The 23,390-nt window shown below is 58.7% G+C and carries 21 protein-coding genes; 12 read left to right on the top strand and 9 right to left on the bottom strand.

What is annotated here, in order from left to right; all coding sequences use genetic code 11:
- The first annotated feature begins 19 nt into the window (after positions 1-19).
- Positions 20-1,168: an efflux RND transporter periplasmic adaptor subunit gene (locus EnteroDNA1_RS01995; RefSeq protein WP_064672383.1), complete on the top strand. Its 1,149-nt coding sequence runs from the start codon at positions 20-22 to the stop codon at positions 1,166-1,168.
- The gene (locus EnteroDNA1_RS01990) at positions 1,165-4,242 is read left to right on the top strand and encodes an efflux RND transporter permease subunit (protein WP_064672382.1); all 3,078 of its coding nucleotides are present in this window, start codon (positions 1,165-1,167) and stop codon (positions 4,240-4,242) included. Before EnteroDNA1_RS01995 ends, EnteroDNA1_RS01990 begins: the two co-directional genes overlap by 4 nt.
- A gap of 22 nt (positions 4,243-4,264) precedes the next feature.
- On the opposite strand, the gene EnteroDNA1_RS01985 is transcribed toward EnteroDNA1_RS01990, so the two are convergent.
- On the bottom strand, positions 4,265-5,032 hold the full coding sequence (locus tag EnteroDNA1_RS01985; protein ID WP_064672381.1) for an arylamine N-acetyltransferase family protein: 768 nt from the start codon (positions 5,030-5,032) through the stop codon (positions 4,265-4,267).
- Between the two features lie 96 nt (positions 5,033-5,128).
- On the opposite strand from EnteroDNA1_RS01985, the gene EnteroDNA1_RS01980 reads away from it, so the two are divergent.
- Positions 5,129-6,583: an aminotransferase-like domain-containing protein gene (locus EnteroDNA1_RS01980; RefSeq protein ID WP_064672380.1), complete on the top strand. Its 1,455-nt coding sequence runs from the start codon at positions 5,129-5,131 to the stop codon at positions 6,581-6,583.
- Here the strand turns inward: EnteroDNA1_RS01980 and EnteroDNA1_RS01975 are convergent.
- Positions 6,555-7,439 carry a LysR family transcriptional regulator gene (locus EnteroDNA1_RS01975; protein WP_064672935.1) on the bottom strand — a complete coding sequence of 295 codons (885 nt, stop codon included), beginning with the start codon at positions 7,437-7,439 and terminating at the stop codon, positions 6,555-6,557. The two genes, EnteroDNA1_RS01980 and EnteroDNA1_RS01975, sit on opposite strands and share 29 nt — an antisense overlap.
- A gap of 132 nt (positions 7,440-7,571) precedes the next feature.
- Here EnteroDNA1_RS01975 and EnteroDNA1_RS01970 point away from each other — a divergent pair, with 132 nt between their 5' ends.
- Entirely contained in the window at positions 7,572-8,552 is a 981-nt protein-coding gene (locus EnteroDNA1_RS01970) for an NAD(P)H-dependent flavin oxidoreductase (protein WP_069302728.1), read from the top strand.
- Between the two features lie 66 nt (positions 8,553-8,618).
- On the opposite strand, the gene EnteroDNA1_RS01965 is transcribed toward EnteroDNA1_RS01970, so the two are convergent.
- Both EnteroDNA1_RS01965 and EnteroDNA1_RS01960 read right to left on the bottom strand, forming a co-directional pair.
- Positions 8,619-9,065 carry a hypothetical protein gene (locus EnteroDNA1_RS01965; RefSeq protein ID WP_069302727.1) on the bottom strand — a complete coding sequence of 149 codons (447 nt, stop codon included), beginning with the start codon at positions 9,063-9,065 and terminating at the stop codon, positions 8,619-8,621.
- Positions 9,066-9,141: 76 nt separating this feature from the next.
- On the bottom strand, positions 9,142-10,197 hold the full coding sequence (locus EnteroDNA1_RS01960) for an SDR family oxidoreductase (RefSeq protein ID WP_069302726.1): 1,056 nt from the start codon (positions 10,195-10,197) through the stop codon (positions 9,142-9,144).
- Between the two features lie 97 nt (positions 10,198-10,294).
- On the opposite strand from EnteroDNA1_RS01960, the gene EnteroDNA1_RS01955 reads away from it, so the two are divergent.
- Together EnteroDNA1_RS01955 and EnteroDNA1_RS01950 are read left to right on the top strand one after the other, a co-directional pair.
- Positions 10,295-11,182 carry a LysR family transcriptional regulator gene (locus EnteroDNA1_RS01955; RefSeq protein ID WP_069302725.1) on the top strand — a complete coding sequence of 296 codons (888 nt, stop codon included), beginning with the start codon at positions 10,295-10,297 and terminating at the stop codon, positions 11,180-11,182.
- Positions 11,183-11,265: 83 nt separating this feature from the next.
- Positions 11,266-11,535 (top strand): hypothetical protein, encoded by a 270-nt coding sequence (locus EnteroDNA1_RS01950; protein ID WP_069302724.1) that lies wholly within the window; start codon positions 11,266-11,268, stop codon positions 11,533-11,535.
- A gap of 12 nt (positions 11,536-11,547) precedes the next feature.
- Here the strand turns inward: EnteroDNA1_RS01950 and umuC are convergent, their stop codons facing one another.
- Complete coding sequence (gene umuC / locus EnteroDNA1_RS01945; RefSeq protein WP_069302723.1) at positions 11,548-12,810, bottom strand: translesion error-prone DNA polymerase V subunit UmuC; 1,263 nt, start codon at positions 12,808-12,810, stop codon at positions 11,548-11,550.
- Complete coding sequence (umuD, locus tag EnteroDNA1_RS01940) at positions 12,794-13,228, bottom strand: translesion error-prone DNA polymerase V autoproteolytic subunit (RefSeq protein WP_029740280.1); 435 nt, start codon at positions 13,226-13,228, stop codon at positions 12,794-12,796. Before umuD ends, umuC begins: the two co-directional genes overlap by 17 nt.
- 287 nt (positions 13,229-13,515) lie before the next feature.
- Between umuD and EnteroDNA1_RS01935 the strand changes: the two genes are divergently transcribed.
- Positions 13,516-13,716 (top strand): hypothetical protein, encoded by a 201-nt coding sequence (locus EnteroDNA1_RS01935; protein WP_023311485.1) that lies wholly within the window; start codon positions 13,516-13,518, stop codon positions 13,714-13,716.
- 45 nt (positions 13,717-13,761) lie between these two features.
- Here the strand turns inward: EnteroDNA1_RS01935 and EnteroDNA1_RS01930 are convergent, their stop codons facing one another.
- The gene (locus EnteroDNA1_RS01930) at positions 13,762-14,628 is read right to left on the bottom strand and encodes an aldo/keto reductase family oxidoreductase (protein WP_048976938.1); all 867 of its coding nucleotides are present in this window, start codon (positions 14,626-14,628) and stop codon (positions 13,762-13,764) included.
- A gap of 144 nt (positions 14,629-14,772) precedes the next feature.
- Here EnteroDNA1_RS01930 and tcp point away from each other — a divergent pair, with 144 nt between their 5' ends.
- Entirely contained in the window at positions 14,773-16,434 is a 1,662-nt protein-coding gene (gene tcp, locus EnteroDNA1_RS01925; protein WP_069302722.1) for a methyl-accepting chemotaxis citrate transducer, read from the top strand.
- Between the two features lie 27 nt (positions 16,435-16,461).
- Here tcp and smrA read toward each other — a convergent pair whose 3' ends face one another.
- Together smrA and EnteroDNA1_RS01915 are read right to left on the bottom strand one after the other, a co-directional pair.
- A complete protein-coding gene (gene smrA / locus EnteroDNA1_RS01920; protein ID WP_069302721.1) occupies positions 16,462-17,025 on the bottom strand; it encodes a DNA endonuclease SmrA in 564 nt (187 codons plus the stop codon).
- Between the two features lie 355 nt (positions 17,026-17,380).
- Positions 17,381-18,292: a LysR family transcriptional regulator gene (locus EnteroDNA1_RS01915; RefSeq protein ID WP_069302720.1), complete on the bottom strand. Its 912-nt coding sequence runs from the start codon at positions 18,290-18,292 to the stop codon at positions 17,381-17,383.
- Between the two features lie 175 nt (positions 18,293-18,467).
- On the opposite strand from EnteroDNA1_RS01915, the gene EnteroDNA1_RS01910 reads away from it, so the two are divergent.
- The 4 genes from EnteroDNA1_RS01910 to ogt are packed head-to-tail and all read left to right on the top strand — an operon-like array spanning position 18,468 to position 23,317.
- Positions 18,468-19,778, top strand: a complete 1,311-nt coding sequence (locus tag EnteroDNA1_RS01910; protein ID WP_064672372.1) for a M20 family metallo-hydrolase — start codon at positions 18,468-18,470, stop codon at positions 19,776-19,778.
- Positions 19,778-21,223, top strand: a complete 1,446-nt coding sequence (locus EnteroDNA1_RS01905; protein WP_069302719.1) for a M20 family metallopeptidase — start codon at positions 19,778-19,780, stop codon at positions 21,221-21,223. Before EnteroDNA1_RS01910 ends, EnteroDNA1_RS01905 begins: the two co-directional genes overlap by 1 nt.
- Positions 21,224-21,264: 41 nt before the next feature.
- A complete protein-coding gene (abgT, locus tag EnteroDNA1_RS01900; RefSeq protein WP_029740288.1) occupies positions 21,265-22,791 on the top strand; it encodes a p-aminobenzoyl-glutamate transporter in 1,527 nt (508 codons plus the stop codon).
- Positions 22,792-22,801: 10 nt separating this feature from the next.
- The gene (gene ogt / locus EnteroDNA1_RS01895) at positions 22,802-23,317 is read left to right on the top strand and encodes a methylated-DNA--[protein]-cysteine S-methyltransferase (protein ID WP_033145350.1); all 516 of its coding nucleotides are present in this window, start codon (positions 22,802-22,804) and stop codon (positions 23,315-23,317) included.
- Positions 23,318-23,390: the final 73 nt, after the last annotated feature.

Genomic DNA, 23,390 nt, shown 5'->3' with positions numbered 1-23,390 from the left:
CCCTTTATGGAGCGGCGTTATGTCAGACGAATTTTTTCTCTCCCTCCGCCACTGCCTGCATCATTTGTACGGCGTGGCGCGCACCCTTTCCTGGCTGCATTTTCTTCCCCTGGCCCTGCTTGCGCTGGCGATTTTTCCGCTGACCGGCTGCGGTGATAAACACGAAAATAAGCCCGACCCTGCGCGAGCGGTACGCTACGTCGTCGTTGGCACCGCCCAAACCATTCCCGCGCTGGAAAGAACCGGTGAGATCCATGCCCGCGATGAAACGACCCTGAGCTTTCGGACCGGGGGCCGAATACTGACGCGCAGCGTTGATATTGGCGATCGGGTCACTGCCGGACAGCTGCTGGCCACGCTTGACAACACGACCGGGCAAAACCAGCTCGACGGCGCGGCGGCCGACTATGAAGGTGCTAAAGCCTCGGCGCAGGTCGCCGCGCTTAACGTCAGTCGAATGCAAAAGCTCATGCCAACGGGCGCGATAGCCCGCACGCAGCTCGACAGCGCCCGTGCGGACTGGCTTGTCGCCCGCGCGCGCTTAAAAAGCAGCGAGGCCGCGTGGCGAAATGCCCGCGAAAGCCTCGGCTGGACGCGCCTGATCGCGCCGCAGGCGGGCGTCATCACCGCCGTGAACGCTTCTGCGGGGCAGGTTGTCAGCGACGGTCAGTCCGTGCTGACGCTGGCAACGGGTGAAGCCCGCGACGTGGCGTTTGATATTGCCACTCCGGATGCGATCCCGCCTCTGGATAAGGCGGAGTTGCGGGTTTCCCTCCTCAGCGATCCGTCGGTGCAGGCGTCTGCCGCGCTGCGGGATATCACGCCGCAGGCCGATCCTCAAACCCGCACCTGGCGCGTCAGGGCCACCCTGCAAAACCCGCCGGCGGCCATGGCGCTGGGCGCCAGCGTAACCGTCACGTTGCCATCGTCAGCCCCGCGCGGCTACACCCTTCCCGCCTCGGCGCTGACCCGCGTCGGCGACAAACCGGCCGTTTTTGTGATTACCCCGCAGTCGCGGGCGCAGCTGCGCGCGGTGGTGCCCGCGAGCTATACGGCCACCTCCGTCATGATTGCCTCCGGCCTTGAGCCGGGCGACAGGGTGATTACGGCGGGCGTGAGCACATTACGTTCCGGCGAGCCGGTGGTTGCCGGAGAGGTTCAGCCATGAACACAGTACCGCAAGCCAAATTTAACCTCTCCGCCTGGGCGCTGAAGAACCAGCAGATGGTCAGCTTTTTCATGCTGCTGGTGATTGCGATGGGCGTGTTCTGCTATGAGAAGCTGCCGCGTAACGAAGATCCGGCTTTTACCATTAAAACGGCCGTCGTCTCCGCGCAGTGGCCGGGAGCCTCCGTGGCGGATACCACCCGCCTGCTGACCGATACGCTTGAAAAAAAGCTGCAGGAAACGCCCTGGCTGGACTATCTCGAAAGTGAAACCCGGGCCGGACGCACCGTTATCCACGTCAACCTCCGTGACGATACGCCCCCGCAACGCGTGCCGGATATCTGGTATCAGGTTCGCAAAAAAATGCAGGACATCGCGCCGTCCCTGCCCGAAGGGGTGCAGGGTCCTGCCGTGGACGACGAGTTTGACGACACGTTCGGCACAATTTACGCCTTTATTCCCGAAGGTTTTACCCTGCGGGAGGTGCGGGATCGCGCAGAAACAATTAGTCGAGAGCTGATGTCCCTGCCGGATATAGGCAAAACCACCCTGCTGGGCGAACAGCAGGAGCAGTGGGTTCTCGCCTTTTCTCCGGCACGCCTGGCCGGCATGGGGCTCGATATTCAGGCGGTTGCCGACGCCCTCCGGGCGCAAAATGCGGTTGTCCCGGCAGGAACGATGCGTACCGAAAAAGAGAACATGGCGATCAAGGTCAGCGGAGCGCTCACGACCGAGGAGAGCTTACGCGCCGTCACGCTGCACGTGAACAATCGCTATATTCCGCTGACCGACATTGCCACCGTCACCCGGGAAATCGCCGAGCCACCGGCCCCGGCCTACCGGGTGAACGGCAAACCGGCTATCGGGCTGGCGGTGTCGATGGCGCCAACGGGCAACATGCTGCGTTTCGGCGCTGCGCTGAATGCCAGAATGGCGGCCCTCAGCGCCGGGCTGCCGCACGGTATCGAGATGGTGAAAGTCGCCGATCAGTCAGCGGTGGTCAGTGACGCGGTAAGCGGGTTTATCCGGGTGCTTATCGAAGCCGTTGTTATCGTGCTGGCGGTTTCATTTGTCTCGCTGGGGTTACGGGCCGGACTGGTGGTGGCGACGGCCATTCCGCTGGTGCTCGCCATGACGTTTGCCGGCATGATGCTCGCCGGTATTGGCCTTCAGCGTATCTCGCTAGGGGCGCTGATCATTGCCCTGGGCCTGCTGGTGGATGACGCCATGATCGCCGTCGAAACGATGGTCTCCCGGCTGGAAGCGGGGGATTCCCGTCGGCACGCGGCCACGCATGCGTTCAAAACGACGGCCTTCCCGATGCTCACCGGTACTCTGGTGATGATTGCCGGCTTTATTCCCGTTGGTTTTGCGGCCTCCAGCGCCGGTGAATACTGCTTTTCCCTGTTTGCGGTGGTGCTCATTGCCCTGCTCTGCTCCTGGGCCGTCGCGATCCTGTTTTCGCCGCTGACGGGCACGTGGCTGCTGCCGGAAAAAGTCAGACATCACGCGGCGGGACCCGGCAGGATCGTGCGCGGGTACGGACGCCTTTTACGCCTGGCGCTGCGTCACCGAGTCGCTACCGTGCTGCTCGCCCTTTCCGCGCTGGGGCTGTCAGCGTACGGCACGACGTTTATGCAGGGCGAGTTTTTCCCCGCCTCGGATCGGCCAGAGCTGCTGGTCAGCCTGACGCTTCCGGCCAACGCGTCGCAGCCGGAAACGCTAGGAGAGGTGGAAAAGCTGGAAAAGGCGCTGGCCGGCAACGGCAACATCGATCGCTATTCGACGTATGTCGGGTCGGGCGCCATCCGTTTTTACCTGCCGATGGACGTGCTGCTGGAAAATGAAAATATCGCCCAGATGGTCGTGGTGGCTAAGGATCTTGAGGCGCGGGATCGTCTGCATGCGCAGCTCAACAGGCTCCTGGCGACGCAGTTTAGCGACATTATCACGCGCGTGTCGCCCCTTGAGCTGGGGCCGCCCGTCGGCTGGCCCATCAAATACCGGGTGAGCGGGCCTGATTATCTGCAGGTCCGGGCATTGGCGAACCGTCTCACGGACGCGATTGGCCGGTCTCCGTTCTCACGCGACGTTAACCAGACGGCCGGAGAGCCGGAGAGGGTCATCACCCTTAAGGTGAATCAGACGGCGGCCAGGGCGGCGGGAATATCGTCAGAAAGCCTCGCCCGCACGCTGAACACCGTCTGGTCCGGCAGCGTTGTCACCTCCATCAGGGATAACGACCGCCTTGTCGACGTGGTGCTGCGGGCCACGGACGATGCACGTCACAGCACCGCCACCCTCTCCTCGCTCACGATTCAGGGGAATGACGGTAAAAAAATTCCGCTCAGCGCCGTCGCGACGCCGGTCTGGGGCGTGGACGATCCGGTCATCTGGCGTCGCCAGCGCGTGCCCTTTATCACGGTGCAAACGGATCTTGCCCCGGGGCTGAAGGCTGAAGCGGTATCCGCGGCGCTGCGTCCGGCGGTCGACAAGCTGCGCGCGAGCCTGCCCGCAGGTTACAGCATTGAAGAGGGCGGCGCGGTTGCCGAATCGGACAAGGGGAACAGCTCCGTCTTTACCGTTCTTCCGGTAACGCTGGTCCTCATGCTGTTGCTGCTGATGCTTCAGCTGCGGCGATATTCCCGGATGCTGCTGGCCCTCCTGATGGCCCCGTTTGGCCTGCCGGGGATCGTGCTGGCTATGCTGCCCGGCGGCACGCCGATGGGGTTTGTCGCGCTGCTGGGCGTCATCGCCCTGGCGGGGATGATCGTGCGCAACGCGGTGATACTGATTAGCGAAGTTGACAGCAATCTTGCTCAGGGGATGGCAAACGATGCCGCCATTATGGCGGCCGCGGAACACCGGGCCAGACCCATCTCTCTGACCGCCTGCGCCGCCATTCTGGGCATGATCCCGATCTCTCATCAGGTCTTCTGGGGGCCAATGGCCTATGCCATTATCGGCGGGCTGCTGGTCGCGACGCTGGTGACGCTGACCGTGTTACCCGCGTCGTTTAGCCTGCTGTTACAGTGGGGAGCTCAGCGCAACGCCGCAGAAGACGGACTGCGCTGAGGCTCCACCGTTTCCCGGCAGATTACGCGGCGGTCAGCGCAAAACGGTCCTTCAGGACATGGCGGATTTCATCCTCCGCCAGTTTCCGCGTTTCAGTGCCGTTCGCCGTGATGGTTTTCAGCACATCGCCCAGCAAAATCTGGCGTCCTTCCGGGCCGTGCTGCACCACCACCCGCTTCTGCACAAAGATGGCATCCGGGTGCGTGGAGTTAAGGTAGTTGGCCGGAACGAAATCAATCCATTCCTGAGGGGTGAGATCAAAGCCGTACTGCCGGGCCCACTCTCCCTCCACCTTCGCCTCAAGCAAATACTCACCCTCCGCGCTGCGGCTCAGTCGGTACGTGTCGAAATCCTGTACGATCTCAACATCAAGCGTGTCCAGCGCCATCGGCGCACGAATACCGTAGCTGCCGAAACCGAGGTCGCAAAGCCACTGTCGGCTATCTACCTCAGCGACGATCGCCATGTGGGTTTTCGGCCGCCGCGCGGGGTAGAACATCGGGCGCGCCGCCACGAAACGGTAAGGGATCCCTAACGCCTCCAGCGCCATGGCAAAAAGCCCGTTTACCTCATAGCAGTAGCCGCCGCGCCCCTGCGTTAACACCTTATCGGCGATATCGTCTGGCGCCAGCGAGACAACTTTGCCCGCCTGTACGTCCAGATTCTCAAAGGGAACGGAAAAGAGCTGATGGCGCATGAGCGCATGCAGGGTGGCCGTATCGGCACCCGCCGGTCCGGTATAGTTTATGCGTTTGAAATAGGTGGAAATGTTGAAGTTATCGCTTTGCATAATGCCTCCTTGTCCTGAACATGCCGGACACTATAGATGGCGCGCATCAATGGCTGTATAGTCAGTTTTATCGAAAATTAGCCTGAACAGTTACCCATGTCTGCCCCGTCCCAGTCCTCTCCTCACTATCGCCGTATTGCGGATATGCTGCGTCTTACCATTACGTCCGGCGCGCTGCGCGCCGGTGACAGGATGATCTCCGCGCGCAAACTGGCCGAACGCGAGCGCGTTAGCCTTCCGACGGCGCTGGAGGCCCTTCGCTGCCTTGAGGCTGAAGGGCTGATCGTTGCGCGCCCGCGTTCAGGCTATTACATCCGTCAGACCAGCCAGCCACCGCGCGTAGAGCCCGCGCGCTCCACGCCGGGCCCGGTCCCCGTCACAATGTCCGCCGTGGCCCGGTCGCTGTTCAGCAGTGCAGAAGCCCGGCTGATCCCGCTGGGCGCCGCCCTGCCCGATCCCGCGTGGCTGCCGGGAGATGCCCTGCAGCGGGCGTTGCACTCTGCGGGCCGTCGTCTGGACGCGCATGGACAGAGCTACAGCCTGCCTCCGGGAAGGCGGGATTTGCGAAGCAAGATTGCCGCGCGCTCTGCACAGTGGGGAGCCCGGTTCGGCGCGGATGATCTCATTATTACCGCAGGCGCGACGCAGGCGCTGCGCCTGGCCCTTCGGGCCGTGTGCCAGCCGGGTGACGTCGTGGCGATTGAGCAGCCAGCCTACTTTGGTACGCTCCTGCTGCTGGAGGATTTAGGCCTGAAGGCGTTAGCGATCCCCACCGACCCTGTGGAAGGCCTGCTGCTGGAACCGCTGGCGGACGCCATTCGCTGCCACCGCCCTGCGGCCGTTCTGGCCTCGCCCACCGTGCAAAACCCTTTGGGTGCCAGCATGCCCGTCGCGCGCAAGCAGGAACTGGTTGCCCTGCTTGAAGAGGCTGAAATTCCTTTGATTGAGGACGATGTCTACGGTGACCTGGTCGGCGAGGGGCAACGCCCTCCGGCCTGCAAGGCGTTCGACCAGAGCGGGAATGTGATTTACTGCAGTTCCCTGTCCAAAACGCTTGCGCCCGGATGGCGAATCGGCTGGATCGCCGCCGGACGCTACACCCCGCAGGTCTTACAGGCCCGCATGGCCGGAGAATGGGCTGGCGCCCCGCTGCTGGAAGCGGCGACGAGCGAGGTTCTGGCGAGCGGCGACTACGATCGCCATCTGCGACGGCTGAAGCGCCGGATCGCAGAGGGCGTTCACGCCGTCGTGGCGCAGGTCAAGGCGAGCTTTCCGTCCGGTACGCGCGTTAACGTGCCCGCTGCCGGTTTCCTGCTATGGGTTGAACTGCCTCAGCGGGTCAACGCGCTGGAGGTGCACCGTCGCGCGCTGGCGCTGGGCATTGGCGTCAGCCCTGGCCCCCTGTTTTCACCTGCCGCAGAGTTAACGCACTTTCTGCGGCTGAACTGCGCAAACGAACCCACGCCCCGCCTGCTGAACGCCGTAGAACAGATTGGCGCGCTGTGTCACGAGCTGGCCGCTTTCACACCAGACTCTCCAGCCACTCGGTAAAGACCCGCACCTTGCGGGAGAGGTGGCGGTGTGGATAGAGCAGTGACAGCTTGCGGTCCGGCGAGCGATAGTCCGGCAGGACTTCAACCAGAAGACCGCGGTCAATGTAAGGCTGGAGAAAGAGATTCATCCCCTGCATTAACCCCAGTCCGGCCAGACCTGCCGCGATGTAGGCTTCGGAGTTATCCACGACAAGCTTACCGGGCAGGGTAATTTCCGCGATGCCTTCTGGCGTGGTAAACGTCCACGGATGAATTTGTCTGCTGCGGTTATTAATCCAGTTGATGGCCTGATGTTCGCGTAAATCATCCGGCGTTTCTGGCGTACCGTGCTTTGCCAGCCAGGCCGGGCTGGCGCAGGTCGTGATTTTGATGTTCCCGATTTTACGCGCGATATACTCGCCGTCGTCCAGCTCTCCCACCCGCAGCACGCAGTCCAGGCCATCCCGCAGCATATCCCGACGGCGGTCAGAGCTGCTCAGAATGATGTCGATCTCAGGATGCTGACGATAAAAATCAGGCAGATTAGGTATCACCCGCAGCGTGGCAAAAGAGACCGGCATATCCACACGCAGCTGGCCGTGTATTGCCCGGTCCGTACCAAACGACTCCAGTAATTCGTCCGCCTGCGCCAGCAGGGGTTTACTCCGGCGATAAAACGCTTCCCCATCCGGGGTCAGGCTAATCCGACGCGTTGTGCGCTGCAGTAGTCGCGTGCCGCTGTGCTGCTCCAGAAGCTGTAACGCTTTGGTGACTGCCGGACGATGGATCTGCAGATTCTCCGCCGCCTGGCTAAGACTGCCTGACTCAACAATTTCAATAAAAATTCGAATAGATTCAAAGAGGTTTATTTGCATAAGGTATGCTTTTGCCGCGAGCAGGATAATATTATTATTAATTTTATAACAGTGATGAATATTTTTGGCTATTTTTCCTAACAATCCTGCGCCCTACACTCTTCCCCATTCAAACGTAAGGGAGAGTCTGCTATGAAAAATAACCGTATTTGTCAGATCCTGGGCATCGAAAAACCTGTTATTCAGGGGCCGTTATCCTGGCTCACGGATGCCCGTTTAGTTGCTGCGGTCAGCAATGCCGGAGGGCTCGGCGTGCTGGGGCCCAATGCCGGTTTAACCGCCGACACCGCGGTCTCCACGCCGGAAGAGACCGCCGAAAAAATGCGCGAAGAAATTCGTAAAACCAAACGGCTGACCGAGAAACCGTTTGGCGTGAACCTGATCCCCACGGCCGTTAATGACGTCTGGACAGGACCTATTCTTCAGGTGGTGAAAGACGAAGGCGTCAGGGCCGTGGTGTATACGGGCTACGGGGAAGGCAGCATTATTCCCGCCCTGTTCCGTGAGTTAAAAGAGGCGGGTATCGCCATTATCTACCGCGACATCAACCCAACGCCGGAGAACACCTGCCTCGCAGAAGAAATGGGGGCTGACATTATCGTCGCCACCGGTTTTGATGAGGGTGGAACGTTACCCGCAACGGCGCTTGGCACCTTTTCCATCGTGCCGCTGATTGCCGATGCCGTGAAGCACATTCCGGTGATGGCCGCGGGCGGCATTACCGATAACCGCACCGCCAGAGCGGCCCATGCATTGGGCGCGGAAGGCGTGTTTGCCGGTTCAGTGTTTATCAGCACGGAAGAAAGCCGCGTGCCGCAGGGCGTCAAAGAGAAAATCGTTGCCGCCAACGGCCTCGATTTGCTGCTTTTCCGCACTGTGCCCCATTACTACCGCTCTCTTCCCGGCAAGCTGGCGGAAAAACTGGCGGCGATGGATAAAGCAGGCGCAAGCAACGACGCGCTGGGCAAGGCGATGGGGGGATTACGGGGCCTGCGTCTTGGCATGCTCGAAGGCAACACCGATGAGGGCTATATCGCGCTCGGCACGGGGATTGGGAACATCCGCAGCGTGAAAAGCGTGGCCGAGGTTGTGAATGCGTTAACGGTTGAGTAAGCCCTTAAATCTGATGCTATGGACGCTGACCCAGTGCGGCGTCCGCAAACCGTCTGCGATCCTGTTTCACAGATTGAGGATTGATCGTTCTTTAACGACTGCTTCAGGATTAGCACTTTTTACCGCTGCCAGAAAAGCCGTGAAGTTGTGATTCCAGAGGGTGAGATTGTTATAAAACTGTACTTGCTTTTCATTAGCACCATCACGGTAAATAACAATCCAGACCCGTCTGCTATTTATTTCGCTATTTCCCGGCCCGATTTTAATGATGTTAGCCAGCGCAATCTTACGGGTGGCGTTTTTTTTAACTTCATATAAAAACAGGTCATCATAAAACCAGGTTTTACCTGCATTCCCGCCAAATATTGAGGGGTTGGCAGATATCTTTTTCATCCCGTTACAGTCTGAAATGATGCGTTTTGCCTGGCGAATGCGTCTGACAAAAAAGCTTAACAGAATGAAAAGCGCAATGAGGGGCAGCGCGACTAATATCATTTTTAAACTCTCGTGCATCCCTCTGCCCCACCATACCTTTTTTATTATCGCGTGAGTATAACGCGCCGATCGTTGATGACAACAACCCTTACGGTCAGGGAATAATCCGCGCGGCTCTCAGCTGCGCGAACAGGCTGAAAAACATCTCATCGGTCGCCTGCATTTGCGTAAAACCCGCCCTGCGCAGCTTGCTCCCGTCACCAAACATGTCGTAGTCCCAGCTAAAGACAAAATCGGCAAACCGCCCGTCGCTCAGCTGCAAAATATCCGCTTCCACCAGCCGCTCTTCGGCAAGCTCGCGCCATACGTCGCGATAGTCGTTAAACAGCTGATGAAATGACAGCCTCACCGGCGGCGCAGAGTCCAGTTCAAACCAGCGTGCGATGCGCGGCCACAGCTCGCTCCAGCGCCAGATATCGCCATTGTTTACGTTGAAGGCCTGATTCTGTGCCGCAGGTGACTCGGCGGCCCACACCGTGGCCTCGGCCAGCAGCCCGGCGTCGGTATGGTCAACGATGCTGTGCCAGGCCTGTTCCGAACCGGGAAAACGCAGCGGTAACCCCAGCGCCCTGCACAGGGAGGCGTACAGGGCGATGCTGAGCGCAAGGTTCATGGCATTACCCGGTACCGGGCTCCCCACCACGCCCGGCCTGATGGCATTCCAGTGCCAGCCTTTCCCCCGCTGAAACTGGCTGAGCCACGCGAGCTGCGCGGCGTTAAATTCGGCACCCGGCACGCCGGGATCGCTTTCCCGCGCCGGGGTTTTAAACGGTCCCAGATGCGCACCATAGACTTTGTACCCCTGCATCAGGCTGACCGTCTGCAAAGGTGCCGTTTTTTCGAGGGTGCTGACCAGATTGCGCAGCATGGTGACGTTCGGCTCAACCATGTCCGTCCAGTTCGCCGCGTTCGCCCAGGCGCTGTAAAAGATGTGGGTAATACCGTTCAGGGCGTGCAGCGCCCTTGCGGTGTCCTGCGCATCCAGTAAATCAACGTTCACCATGGGAATGCCGTCCGGATGGGTTACCTCGCGGCGACTGAGGCCGATCACTTCCCACTGATGGTGCAGGAGCGTGTTGACCAGCTGTCTGCCGACAATGCCGCTGGCCCCCGCGACCAGGGCGACGTTGTGTTGCTGCATCTTATTCATGGTGTTTCTCCGCAAAGGGTGACAGACGCAGTGTGATCTATTATTTTTTCTGGAAATATCCCCTGAAACCGATGGCACTTATAAGCAGAATCATTAAATGAATAACAAGCTCACCGCCATTTCTACCTTTCTACGCGTCGCTGAAGCGGGCTCGTTTTCGGCGGCCGCCCGTCAGACCGGGATTAAGCAGTCCGCCGTCAGTCAACAGATCGCGGCACTTGAGGATGAGCTTGGCGTGGTGCTGCTGCACCGTACGACGCGTACGATGAAGCTGACCGAACAGGGTGAACGTTACCGGCGTGATATGCAGCTTGTGCTGGACGCCATGGGGGAAGCGGAGAGGCGTTTACATCCTGCCGACCATCGCGTTCAGGGACGCGTCCATGTCCAGTTGCCGAGCGGCCTGGGGCAGATCGTTTTGCCGCATCTGCTGGCGCTGCAGCACCTGCATCCCGAACTGCAGCTGATGCTTTCCCTGGATGACCGCCTTGCCGATCTGGTAACGGAGGGCGTGGATGTCGCGATACGGCTGAGCAGTGAGCCTCCGCAGGCGCACGCGGCTCGCGTGCTGGCGCGTATTGAAGCCGCGCTGTTTGCCGCTCCCGGTTTTCAGGTGGTACACGCCGTCAGCGAGCTGGCGACGCTGCCACACGTACGGTTCAGCGGTATTCCGCTGGATGCCCCCCTGCGCCTGATGTCCGACGAGGAAACGGTCGAGATCAACGTGAATACCGTTTTCCGAGCCAACACCAGCGACGCGCTGCTGCAGGCGCTGGAATCCGGCATGGGTATCGGCGGCATGCAGCGACCGCTCGTGGCCAGGGCGCTGCAGGCGGGCACGCTGGTACCGGTGCTGCCCGACTGGCGGTTACCCGATCGCTTCCTCTATGCCGTCTACCCTGACGCCCGCTTTATTCCGCAGCGCGTCAGAAAGGTCGTCAGCGTAATCGAGCAGTTACTGCCTGAAATACTCAAGAAAAATTGATTGTTTCCGCCGTAAATGACGTGCATTTTTTAACCGCCAGGAATAGAGTGTTTTTACCGTATCCTCCTCTTTCTGGAGCACTTATGCCGGAGTACTGTTTTTTCCAAAAAGGCCCGAACCTCATTGCGATCGAGAGCGCAAACACCGATGCGGCCGCTCAGCTCATCGCTCAGGGGTTTGAAAAACAGTTTGAGGAGATTGGCGCCGCGGATGAAAAAGAGGCGCTTACCCGCCTTGCCGATATCCGTAAAAATAACGAGATCGATCGCCATAACTTCCTGGCCGGAGCGGGCCAAATGCCGTGGATTGGCGTGCTGACGGCTGCGGCAACCTGGTTGGTGCAAAAGAAATAACGCAACCATCTTCTACTTCGCCACCGGCAAATCGGCGTACCGCGTCGTATAGGCCGGTGACAGCATCTCACGCTTCATCGCCCACGATTTCTCAATACCCTGCCCGGCAAACCATATCTTCCCTTTGCCGGAATGATTCAGGCTGTCGATCGTTTCCATCAGCGCCGCGCTGTTGGCGCGCAGGCGATTATCGTCAAACAAATTAAGCTGGGCGACGCCGCTGCTGAAAAAGTCCGCCAGCATGACCCCGGCTTTCATATAGCGATATCCGTCGAGCCATATACGCCCCAGCGCCTCCGTGGCGGCGCGGATGATATCCCGCGAGTCATTGGTGGGCGTCATCAGGGTGACGGAAGCCTGATTGCCGTAATAAATTTCGTTATCCGCGTGCGGGCTGGTGCGCACAAATACGCTGATAAAACGGCAGTATTGATGCTCGCCGCGCAGTTTTTCCGCAGCGCGTTCCGCGTAGGCGCAAATGGCCTGGTGCATCTCTTCATATTGGGTAATACGGTGTCCAAACGAACGGCTACAGATGATTTGCTGCTTGGTGGGGGTGAACTCCTCCAGATCAAGACAGGGCTCACCGCGCAGCTCGCGGGCCGTACGTTCCAGTACCACGTTGAAATGTTTGCGGATGACCCAGGATGACGCTTCCGCCAGCTCCAGCGCCGTGGTGATCCCCATAGCGTTGAGCTTTTTCGTGATGCGCCGCCCTACCCCCCACACCTCCTCTACCGGAACCTTTTCCAGCAGCTTACGCTGCCGCTCTCGGCCTGAGAGATCGACCACGCCGCCCGTGCTGGCCCAGCGTTTCGCCGCATAGTTGGCCAGCTTTGCCAGCGTTTTGGTCGGGGCAATACCGACGCCAACGGTTAGGCCCGTATTTTTAAAGACCTCTGTGCGCATCTGGTGACCGAACGCTTCCAGTGACAGGCAGTGGCTGACCCCTGAAACGTTCACGAACGCCTCATCGATGGAGTAAATCTCTATTTCCGGGGCGAGATCGGTCAGCGTCTGCATGACCCGACTGCTAAGATCGGCATACAGCGCATAGTTCGAGCTAAAGACGTAAACTTTTGACGGATATAGCTTTTCTTTGAATTTAAAATACGGCTCACCCATTTTTATGCCGAACTGCTTTGCCTCCCGCGACAGCGAAATAATGCAGCCGTCGTTATTGGACACCACCACGATGGGTTTCCCCTGCAGATCGGGGCGGAAGACCCGCTCGCAGGAGGCGTAAAAGCTATTCACATCAACCAGCGCGAACATGTTTATGCGTTTTGAGCGTGTGGGTGACGACGCCGAAGATCTGCAGCTCCTCTTCGGACTGAAAGGTAATCGGCTGATAGCGGGCATTATGCGGCAGAAGTCTCAGAACCGGACGGGTCTGTAGCTCTTTCACCGTAAACTCACCGGCGACCGACGCCACGACGATATCACCGTGTTCGGCATTTAACGAACGATCGACCACCAGCAGATCGCCATCGCCGATCCCCGCCCCAATCATGGAGTCTCCGCTCACCTTGATAAAATAGGTCGCACTGGGGTGTCTGACTGCCAGCCGGTTAAGATCGAGACGATCCTCCACATAATCCTGCGCCGGGCTGGGGAAACCACAGGCAACGCGTTCTAAAAACAAAGGTAATTCAATGTCTTGTTTTGGGTGATAAGAAAAGAGAGTGTCCATAATGCCTTTCTCGCCAGATACTGTATATAAATACAGTATTACGGATTATGGACAAGGATCAAGGTCATTTCCAAAGGCGAACCCAAACGCGTTGAAGTTTGAGCGGTTTTAATTTAGCAACGTTGCCCGCCGTTAACAGGCCTGATAGCACAAGTCATATAAAAGTCATCTGGTTTATGACTTATAAAAAATAACATCACTATGAAATAACTACACATTGACTTTTAAGTCAGATAAAAGCATATTTTACCGAACGAATTAACAAGACTTACTGGAGAATATTTTCCATGCCCGCCCGTGACTATCCAGACAAGCGTGTTGCACGCGGTCTGGCAAAGGAGGCCGATCTCAGGATGTTGAGCGCCCGCATCGATCCCGATCTGATGGAGTACATCAGAACCACCGCCTTTGAGACGCGTAAGAGCAAGCAGGAGATTGTGGCGGAAGCGTTAGCGCTTCACAGGCAGAAAAGTCAGACAGGAGCCTAAGCGCGCAAAGCCGGAAGCACCCTCCAGGCTTTGCGCGTGTCACTTTTAATCCCTCAGCGAATTCAGCGTTTCCAGTGCTTCAGGCGGCAAACGCAGCTCCCCCGCCGCGAGGTTTTGCCGCAGATGCGCTACGGAAGAGGTGCCTGGGATCAGCAGAATATTCGGGGAACGCTGCAGCAGCCATGCCAGCGCAACCTGCATTGGCGTTGCGCCCAGTGAATCCGCGACGGCCTTCAGCCCGGAAGATTGCAGTGGCGTAAAGCCTCCCAATGGGAAGAACGGCACATACGCGATCCCCTGCTGCGCCAGCAGATCCACCAGCGCGTCGTCACCCCGGTTCACAATGTTGTACATGTTCTGCACGCACACCACCGGAACCATTTTCTGGGCTTCCGCAACCTGGGTGGCCGTGACGTTGCTCAGGCCAATATGACGCACCAGCCCCTGCTGCTGTAATTCGGCCAGGGTGGAGAGCGGTTCAGCAATTGACCCTTCCGCCGGCCCGTGTGCGCTAAACATGATCCGCAGATTCACCACGTCCAGCACGTCCAGCTGCAGATTACGCAGGTTGTCATGCACCGCCTGGGTCAGTTCCTGCGCGGAAAAGGCCGGCAGCCAGGCACCTTTGTCGTTGCGACGGGCGCCAATCTTGGTGACAAGCGTCAGATCGTCCCGGTAAGGGTGAAGCGCCTCGCGGATCAGCTGGTTAGTGACATGGGGACCATAAAAATCACTGGTATCAATGTGGTTCACCCCCGCCGCCACCGCTTCGCGCAGCACGTCCAGCGCGGCCTGCTTATCCTTCGGTGGACCAAAGACGCCCGGCCCGGCGAGCTGCATCGCACCGTAGCCCAGTCGTTTTACCGTCCGCGTCCCGAGCGCGTACGTCCCGCTTTTATCAATGCTGCTCATGTTAACCTTCCTCATAAAAATGATCCGGATTTACAACAGGTTCCTCACCGGAGCCCTTAGTTAAGCGCGAGTTAAATTAAAGTTTAAATTCTATACGACGATAGTATTGGTGTACCTCTGCATCCTTTCTAACGGACGACCGCTATGCTGAAAAATTTGCACGTGATTACCGGTATTATCTTTGCCCTCACCATATTCTGTCTGTTGCAAGTTGTCACGGGAGGGTTGTTCTACTCTGCCGTCAGCAACGATCGCCATAACTTCCAGAATTCCGGCGTGCTCAATGCCCAGCAGGAAAGCCTGAGCGACAGCGTGAACACGCTGGTGAAAACGCGCGTCACCGTCACCCGGGTGGCGATCCGCTACCTGAAAAACCAGCGCGATCCGGCTTCCCTTGCGGCGATCAATAAGCTGCTTGGCACCGCAGCCGACTCGCTGGCAAAAGCCGAAACCTATAACAAAGAGTGGCAGAAGCTGCCGCAGGTTAACGGCCAGGAGGCAGCATTAACCGACGAGATGCAGAAGTCCTGGAACCAGATGCACGAAGTGATGCGCCTATCGATTGAGTATCTGCGTGCCGACAACTACCAGGCCTATGGCGATCTGGACGCCCAGCAGGCGCAGGACGAGATGGAGGCGGTCTATAACCGCTGGCGTGCCGAAAACAACACCCTGCTGAAGGCCGCAACCGAAGAGAACCAGAGCAGCTTCACGCAGATGCAGTGGACGCTGGCGGCTATTCTGCTGGCCGTTATCGCGGTTCTGGTGGTCATCTGGCAGGGTTTACAACACCTGCTGTTAAAACCCCTCCACTCCATTATGAACCATATTCGCGCCATTGCAGGGGGTGACCTGACGCAGGAGATCGCTATCTCCGGTCGCAATGAGATGGGTCAGCTGGCCGCGGGCCTGCATGAGATGCAGCAGTCGCTGGTGACCACCGTCAGCGCCGTACGGGGAAGTACGGATTCCATCTACACCGGCGCAGGCGAAATTGCCGCAGGAAGCAACGATCTTTCCGCCCGCACCGAGCAGCAGGCCGCCTCGCTCGAAGAGACCGCCGCCAGCATGGAAGAGCTGACCGCGACGGTTAAGCAGAACTCCGATAACGCCCGTCAGGCCACGCTGCTGGCGAAAAACGCCTCTGAAACGGCCGCGCGCGGCGGTCATGTCGTGGATAACGTGGTTCGCACCATGAACGAAATCGCCGACAGTTCGCAGCAAATTGCGCATATTACCGGCGTGATCGACAGCATCGCGTTCCAGACCAACATTCTGGCGCTTAACGCCGCGGTGGAAGCGGCACGCGCCGGGGAACAGGGCCGTGGTTTTGCGGTTGTTGCAGGTGAAGTCCGTACGCTGGCGAGCCGCAGCGCGCAGGCGGCGAAAGAGATCAAAGGGCTTATCGAGAACTCCGTCAGCCGGGTGAATACCGGTTCTGAGCAGGTTAGCGAGGCTGGCACCACCATGAAGGAAATTGTCGCCGCCGTCACCCGCGTGACCGATATCATGGGTGAGATTTCATCTGCCTCTGACGAGCAGAGCCGCGGTATTGAGCAGGTGAGTCTGGCCGTTTCGCAGATGGACAGCGTGACGCAGCAAAACGCCGCGCTGGTGCAGGAGTCCGCCACGGCGGCTGCGGCACTGGAAGATCAGTCCGAGCAGCTGCGCCAGGCGGTAGCGGCGTTTCGTCTGAACGGCAAAGAAAAAGCGGTCGCCCCACGCCCCGCCAGTCTGAAAACGCCACAGCTGCTGCGCCCGGCAACGACAACCGCCTCCACCGACAGCAACTGGGAAACGTTCTGAGTCACCGGCGGGCGAGGAGATCGCCCGCTAGCGGCTGCGCTTGGCGTGCCGCTCCCAGTTTTCCCGTTTTGCCTCATCCGATTTTCGCAGTGAAACATAACATGCCCCGCTGCCGCCGTGATGCGGCAGCGCCACGCAGAAGGCCTGCACTTCCTCGAACTCCGTTAACCAGCGCGCCAGATAGCTGCGCACCACGTTGGGATGCGAGTTCTGCTCGCGCCCTTTCCCGTGAATGATAATCAGATTGCGTAACCCGTCGCGTCCGGCCTGGCGAATAAAAGAATAGAGCATCTGACGGCAGCGTTCGGCGGGCTGACGCAGGAGGTTTAAGCTGGCCTGGCGGGCATATTTCCCCGAGCGCAGCTTATCGATAACGCCCTGCTGTACCCCTTCGCGCTGGAACGCCAGCGGTTCTTCAAGGGGAAGCATGTCAAGAAAATCCAGCGTCAGGAAGTTATCCAGCTGTTCGCTATCCACCTCCTCGCGCGTCCGCGTATTGCGGCTGGGCTGCCAGTGAATATCCGCGCAGCGCTTCAGGGGCTGGACATCTTCCATGGCGTCAAGAAAAAATGATTTGTCGTCAGGGTTCATGGACATCCTCCGGCTACATCTGAGGACTGTACTATACCTGCGCCAGAGACCGGCCTCAATCACCGTTACGGGGCAATGCGCGGCAATAATATTAACCTGATGAATATATATAGTAATTATTAAATAGATTTAAATCATACTTAACTAAAATTTCAGCAAAGGTAAAATACGTGATTTATGTTAAAATTTCGTGAAATCAATCACTCGCCCGCCTTTCATTTTTCAGAAAAGGTGTTATACCTAAATATACCTGCCTCATGGAAATAATACCCAGGATTGGCGAAAGGACGCACTGCTGTGTGTACTATAGGGTCTGTCTGATGTCGGGCAGATCCTGTTTTTTTTAATCTGCATTTCACGCGACGATTATTTTTCTCGCTTCCCTTCTAAACTGCGTAATTAATGACTCAGCAAGGGGCGTCTGACGTGAATCACGGCGCTGAATTAAATAATAGGTTGCTTTAGGAAGCGATTCGACAACCGGCAGCATGACCAGACGGTGTGCCAGCAGCGGGTCACAGCCCAGCTCCTGCGGCAATATGCTTAAAAAATCACTTTGCGCGACCAGGCTAATACAGGAAGAAAATGTTTCGCAAACCACACCAATTCGCGGTATTTGCGAACGATGACTAAATACCTCCTCTAATTGCTTATAATAACTTCCCCGCGGCGTCGGCATTGTCCAGTTATAATGCAGGAGTTCATTAATTGACGTTGCCCCCATTGCCGGATGCCCCTCCCGACAAAATACCGCAAACGGTTTTTCGAAGAGCTTTTCAAACGTAAATTCCTGGTCGTAAGGTCCCTGATAATAGGTGTTGATGGTGAAGTCCAGCTCGCCCTGGCGTAATTCATTGATCATCGATACCAGCTGCCCTTCCATAATCCGCACCTTGACCTGCGGATGCTGCGCATGAAAGCGGGTGATAACGGCGGGCATCAGCGTGCGTGAAACGCTGGCCCCCATCCCGATGTTGATCTGCCCGGCCAGCTCCCCCTGCCGTTGACGGATGTCATCCTGCGCCGCGCGCAGCTCTTCCAGAATCAACCTGGCGCGCTGGTAAAAACCCTCACCGCATTCGGTCAACGCGACGCCCTTACTCCTGCGCACGAAAAGCTGCGCCGCCATGCCCTCCTCCAGCTCTTTGATGGATTTGGTCAGCGCCGGCTGGGAAAGATTCAGCGTCCTGCTGGCACCGCGAATGCTGCCCTGACGCGCTACCTCAACAAACGCCCGGATTTGATGAAATTTAATCTGGAATGTCATAGCCCGACCGATAACCGTTGTTTATCAGAGTAAAGAAACTGTCATCTACTTTAATGGAAAGGGATGTGCGAGGGTAATTCCTGAACGGTTAAAACTGTGAAAAATCGGTTAGTGATAAGTAAAATCTATCACAGCGTGAAGCAGTTCACATATTTTAATGATGACAGGAACAGATATGGACACACTGGCGCAGTACATCCAGACACTATCCCCGCAGCTGAGCGCATGGCGTCGCGATTTTCACCATTTTGCGGAATCCGGCTGGGTAGAGTTTCGAACGGCCGCGAAAGTCGCGGAAATCCTCGACTCGCTGGGCTACGAACTGGCGATGGGCCGCGACGTCGTCGATGCCGAAAGCCGGATGGGGCTGCCCGATGCCGCTACCCTGGCGCAGGAGTTTGCCCGCGCGGGCGCGCAGGGCGCGCCTGAGAAATGGCTGGCGCCGTTTGAAGGCGGGTTTACCGGCATTGTGGCGACCCTCAATACCGGCCGCCCTGGACCGACCCTGGCGTTTCGCGTCGACATGGATGCCCTTGACTTAAGCGAAGCGCTGGATGAAAGCCATCGCCCGTTCCGCGACGGGTTTGCCTCCTGCAACGCGGGCATGATGCACGCCTGCGCGCACGACGGCCACACCGCTATTGGTCTGGGGCTGGCGCAGGTGCTTAAGCAGAATGACGCACAGCTCAACGGCACCATCAAGCTGATCTTCCAGCCAGCCGAAGAAGGCACTCGCGGGGCGCGCGCCATGGTTGCCGCCGGGGCGCTGGACGACGTGGACTATTTTACGGCCATCCATATTGGTACCGGCGTCCCTGCCGGAACGGTGATTTGCGGCAGCGATAACTTTATGGCCACCACCAAGTTCGACGTGAACTTTACCGGCGTTGCCGCACACGCGGGCGGTAAGCCGGAGGACGGACGTAACGCCCTGCTCGCCGCCGCGCAGGCCGCCCTCGCCCTGCACAGCATCGCCCCGCACAGCGACGGCGCCTCCCGGGTGAACGTCGGGGTGATGCAGGCGGGCAGCGGACGCAACGTGGTGCCCGCCAATGCCCTGATAAAGGTTGAAACCCGCGGTGAAAGCGAAGCGATTAATCAGTACGTCTTTGAGCGCGCGCAGGCGGTCATTACCGGCGCAGCGGCGCTCTACGGCGTGCGCGCTGAGATGCGCCTGATGGGTGCCGCGACGTCCAGCGCGCCGACACCGGCGTGGGTTGATTACCTGCGCGAACAGGCGAGCCAGGTTTCCGGGGTTATTCACGCCATCGACAAGGTGAAAGCGCCAGCGGGTTCCGAAGACGCCACGCTGATGATGGCCCGCGTGCAGGAGAACGGCGGCATGGCGTCCTATATGGTGTTCGGCACGGATTTGAGCGCCGGACATCACAACGAAAAATTCGACTTCGATGAGCAGGTCATGGCGATTGCCATTGAAACGCTGGCGCGAACTGCGCTCAATTTCCCGTGGACGCGAGGTGTGTAATGCAGGAGAACTACGCTTTTATTGCCGATGCGATCGACACGCGATGTCGGACGTTAACCGATATTGCCGACGCGATCTGGGATCGTCCTGAAACCCGCTTTGAAGAGTTCTGGTCCGCCGAGCGGCTCGCCAGCGAGCTTGAGGCCGAGGGCTTCACGCTGACGCGCGAGGCCGGCGGTATTCCAAATGCCTTTATCGCCAGCTTCGGCAGCGGGAAACCGGTCATCGCCCTGCTGGGCGAATACGACGCGCTGGCCGGGCTAAGCCAGCAGGCGCACTGCGCGACGGCGCAATCCGACACGCCGGGAGCCAACGGCCACGGCTGCGGGCATAACCTCTTAGGCACCGCAGCGCTTGCGGGCGCGGTGGCGGCGAAAAGCTGGCTGGAGCAGCACGGCGGCAGCGGAACGGTGCGTTTTTATGGCTGTCCCGGCGAGGAAGGTGGCTCCGGGAAAACCTTTATGGTGCGCGAAGGTCTGTTTGATGACGTTGATGCCGCCGTCACCTGGCATCCGGAAGCCTTCGCCGGGATGTTTAACGTCAGCACGCTGGCGAATATTCAGGCCGCCTGGCGTTTTCACGGCGTGGCGGCACACGCGGCCAACTCCCCCCATCTGGGACGCAGCGCGCTCGACGCCGTGACGCTGATGACCACCGGCACCAACTTCCTTAACGAACACATCATTGAGAAAGCGCGCGTCCATTACGCCATCACCGACACCGGCGGGATTTCGCCCAACGTGGTGCAGGCGCAGGCGGAGGTGCTGTACCTGATCCGCGCCCCGGAGATGGCCGATGCGCAGCAAATCTACGAACGCATCGAAAAAATCGCCCAGGGCGCGGCGATGATGACTGAAACCACCGTCGAGTGGCGCTTTGATAAAGCCTGCTCCAGCTACCTGCCGAACCGCACGCTTGAAGCGGCGATGTATCGCGCGTTGCAGCACTACGGCACGCCGCTCTGGACGGAGGAAGAACGCGCTTTCGCCCGCGAAATCCGCGCCACCCTGACGCCCAACGATCTGCAAAACAGCCTGAAAAATATTGCCGCGACGGGCGGTGACGCGGGTAAAGCCTTTGCCCGGCGTCATCAAGAGACACTGCTGGTGGATGAAGTCGCGCCCTATGCCATCACCGACAACGTGCTGGCGGGTTCAACCGACGTGGGCGACGTCAGCTGGAAAATGCCGGTCGCCCAGTGCTTCAGCCCCTGCTTTACCGTCGGCACGCCGCTGCACACCTGGCAGCTGGTGGCGCAGGGGCGTACCTCCATTGCCCACAAAGGCATGCTGCTGGCCGGAAAAGTGATGGGCGCAACCGCACTCAATCTGCTGCAGGACGCGGCGCTGCTGAAAAAATGCCGTGAAGAGTTCGAACAACAAATACAAGAAAAACCGTACGTGTGTCCGATCCCACAGGGCGTGACACCGTCACCTTTAAAATAAAAAAACACAACACAACAACACAACACTCCCGAGGAACGCCCATGAGTATGTCATCCATACCTTCGCATTCCCCATCCGGTAAGCTCTATGGCTGGGTTGAAAGGATCGGCAATAAAGTGCCGCACCCTTTCCTGCTGTTTATCTATCTGATTGTGATTTTAATGGTCGCCACCGCCGTGCTCTCCGCCTTTGACGTGAGCGTGCGCAGCCCGGCCGACGGCAGCCTGGTGGCGGTGAAAAACCTGCTCAGCGTTGACGGGCTGCACTGGTTTTTACCCAACGTGATTAAGAACTTCAGCGGCTTCGCCCCGCTGGGCGCCATTCTGGCGCTGGTGCTGGGCGCCGGGCTGGCTGAACGCGTGGGCTTGCTGCCCGCATTAATGGTGAAGATGGCTTCTCACGTCAGCGCGCGTTACGCCAGCTATATGGTGCTGTTTATCGCCTTCTTCAGCCATATCTCCTCCGACGCCGCGCTGGTGATCATGCCGCCGATGGGGGCGCTGATTTTCCTCGCCGTCGGGCGTCATCCCGTGGCGGGCCTGCTGTCGGCGATTGCGGGCGTGGGCTGCGGATTTACCGCTAACCTGCTGATCGTCACCACCGACGTGCTGCTCTCTGGCATCAGCACGGAGGCGGCGAAGACCATTGATGCGGCCATGCACGTCAGCGTGATCGACAACTGGTACTTTATGGCCAGCTCGGTGATTGTCCTGACGATTGTCGGCGGGCTGATTACCGATAAAATCATCGAGCCGCGGCTGGGTAAATGGGAAGGCCGTAGCGATGAAAAGCTGGAAACCCTGAGCAAAGAGCAGCGCTTCGGCCTGCGCGTGGCGGGCGTGGTCTCGCTGGCCTTTATCGCGCTGGTGGCGCTGATGGTGGTGCCGGAAAACGGCATATTGCGCGATCCGGTTAAACATACCGTCCTGCCGTCGCCGTTTATTCAGGGCATCGTGCCGCTGATTATCCTCTTCTTCTTTGTCGTTTCGCTCGCCTACGGTATCGCGACCGGTAAGATCCGCCGTCAGGGCGATCTGCCGCAGCTGATGATCGAGCCGATGAAAGAGATGGCGGGATTTATCGTGATGGTGTTCCCGCTGGCGCAGTTTGTGGCGATGTTTAACTGGAGCAACATGGGCAAGTTTATGGCCGTGGGCCTGACCGACGCGCTGGAGGCTGCCGGGCTAAGCGGCGTACCGGCGTTTGTCGGCCTGGCGCTGCTGTCATCCCTGCTGTGCATGTTTATCGCCAGCGGCTCCGCCATCTGGTCGATTCTGGCCCCGATCTTCGTACCGATGTTTATGATGCTGGGTTTTCATCCTGCGTTTGCCCAGATCCTGTTCCGCATCGCGGACTCCTCGGTGATTCCGCTGGCGCCGGTTTCGCCGTTTGTTCCGCTGTTTTTAGGCTTCCTGCAGCGCTATAAACCCGAGGCCAAACTGGGTACCTACTATTCGCTGGTTTTACCCTACCCGCTTATCTTTTTAGGGGTATGGCTGGTGATGCTGGTGGCATGGTATCTTGTCGGCCTGCCGATTGGGCCGGGGATTTACCCGAGGCTGAACTAAAGGAATGAGGATGCTGAGATTACTCGAAGATAAGATTGCGACGCCGCTCGGGCCGCTGTGGGTGATCGCGGACGAGCAGTTCTGCCTGCGCGCCGTCGAATGGGAAGAGCACAGCGACCGGATGGAAGAACTGCTCCATGTTCACTACCGCGCGCAGGGGTATGAACGTATCCGCGCCACCAACCCGGGCGGGCTGAGCGACAAGCTTGCGGCCTACTTCGAAGGCGATCTCAGCATCATCGATACTCTGCCAACCGCCACGGCAGGCACCCCTTTTCAGCGCGAAGTGTGGCAGGCGCTGCGGGCCATTCCCTGCGGGCAGGTGATGCATTACGGCCAGCTCGCGGAACAGCTAGGCCGCGCAGGCGCCGCACGCGCGGTGGGTGCCGCTAACGGCTCTAACCCGGTCAGCATCGTGGTGCCGTGCCATCGCGTCATTGGCCGCAACGGCACCATGACAGGCTATGCCGGCGGCGTGCAGCGCAAAGAGTGGTTGCTGCGTCACGAAGGGTATCTCCTGCTCTAGCTTCCAGGCTTTTTGTGCTTAATTTTCTTCCGGTTAGGCTAAAAATCCATAATCAAGCTGTGGAATTTCAAGA

The sequence above is a fragment of the Enterobacter sp. HK169 genome (genome assembly GCF_001719105.1).
Classification (GTDB): domain Bacteria; phylum Pseudomonadota; class Gammaproteobacteria; order Enterobacterales; family Enterobacteriaceae; genus Enterobacter; species Enterobacter asburiae_B.
Note: the sequence above shows the minus strand (reverse complement) of the source record. Positions and strands in the feature narration are given on the sequence as shown.

What these genes read in the sequence shown, in the direction of transcription:
- EnteroDNA1_RS01935 (WP_023311485.1), top strand. Translation starts at nt 13,516, where the DNA reads ATGCCCGCCCGTGACTATCCAGACAAGCGTGTTGCACGCGGTCTGGCA.
- EnteroDNA1_RS01910 (WP_064672372.1), top strand. Translation starts at nt 18,468, where the DNA reads ATGGACACACTGGCGCAGTACATCCAGACACTATCCCCGCAGCTGAGC.
- EnteroDNA1_RS01915 (WP_069302720.1), bottom strand. Translation starts at nt 18,292, where the DNA reads ATGACATTCCAGATTAAATTTCATCAAATCCGGGCGTTTGTTGAGGTA.
- EnteroDNA1_RS01960 (WP_069302726.1), bottom strand. Translation starts at nt 10,197, where the DNA reads ATGAATAAGATGCAGCAACACAACGTCGCCCTGGTCGCGGGGGCCAGC.
- abgT (WP_029740288.1), top strand. Translation starts at nt 21,265, where the DNA reads ATGAGTATGTCATCCATACCTTCGCATTCCCCATCCGGTAAGCTCTAT.
- ogt (WP_033145350.1), top strand. Translation starts at nt 22,802, where the DNA reads ATGCTGAGATTACTCGAAGATAAGATTGCGACGCCGCTCGGGCCGCTG.
- EnteroDNA1_RS01985 (WP_064672381.1), bottom strand. Translation starts at nt 5,032, where the DNA reads ATGCAAAGCGATAACTTCAACATTTCCACCTATTTCAAACGCATAAAC.
- EnteroDNA1_RS01970 (WP_069302728.1), top strand. Translation starts at nt 7,572, where the DNA reads ATGAAAAATAACCGTATTTGTCAGATCCTGGGCATCGAAAAACCTGTT.
- smrA (WP_069302721.1), bottom strand. Translation starts at nt 17,025, where the DNA reads ATGAACCCTGACGACAAATCATTTTTTCTTGACGCCATGGAAGATGTC.
- EnteroDNA1_RS01990 (WP_064672382.1), top strand. Translation starts at nt 1,165, where the DNA reads ATGAACACAGTACCGCAAGCCAAATTTAACCTCTCCGCCTGGGCGCTG.
- umuC (WP_069302723.1), bottom strand. Translation starts at nt 12,810, where the DNA reads ATGTTCGCGCTGGTTGATGTGAATAGCTTTTACGCCTCCTGCGAGCGG.
- EnteroDNA1_RS01955 (WP_069302725.1), top strand. Translation starts at nt 10,295, where the DNA reads ATGAATAACAAGCTCACCGCCATTTCTACCTTTCTACGCGTCGCTGAA.
- EnteroDNA1_RS01905 (WP_069302719.1), top strand. Translation starts at nt 19,778, where the DNA reads ATGCAGGAGAACTACGCTTTTATTGCCGATGCGATCGACACGCGATGT.
- EnteroDNA1_RS01975 (WP_064672935.1), bottom strand. Translation starts at nt 7,439, where the DNA reads ATGCAAATAAACCTCTTTGAATCTATTCGAATTTTTATTGAAATTGTT.
- EnteroDNA1_RS01980 (WP_064672380.1), top strand. Translation starts at nt 5,129, where the DNA reads ATGTCTGCCCCGTCCCAGTCCTCTCCTCACTATCGCCGTATTGCGGAT.
- tcp (WP_069302722.1), top strand. Translation starts at nt 14,773, where the DNA reads ATGCTGAAAAATTTGCACGTGATTACCGGTATTATCTTTGCCCTCACC.
- EnteroDNA1_RS01995 (WP_064672383.1), top strand. Translation starts at nt 20, where the DNA reads ATGTCAGACGAATTTTTTCTCTCCCTCCGCCACTGCCTGCATCATTTG.
- EnteroDNA1_RS01965 (WP_069302727.1), bottom strand. Translation starts at nt 9,065, where the DNA reads ATGCACGAGAGTTTAAAAATGATATTAGTCGCGCTGCCCCTCATTGCG.
- EnteroDNA1_RS01930 (WP_048976938.1), bottom strand. Translation starts at nt 14,628, where the DNA reads ATGAGCAGCATTGATAAAAGCGGGACGTACGCGCTCGGGACGCGGACG.
- EnteroDNA1_RS01950 (WP_069302724.1), top strand. Translation starts at nt 11,266, where the DNA reads ATGCCGGAGTACTGTTTTTTCCAAAAAGGCCCGAACCTCATTGCGATC.
- umuD (WP_029740280.1), bottom strand. Translation starts at nt 13,228, where the DNA reads ATGGACACTCTCTTTTCTTATCACCCAAAACAAGACATTGAATTACCT.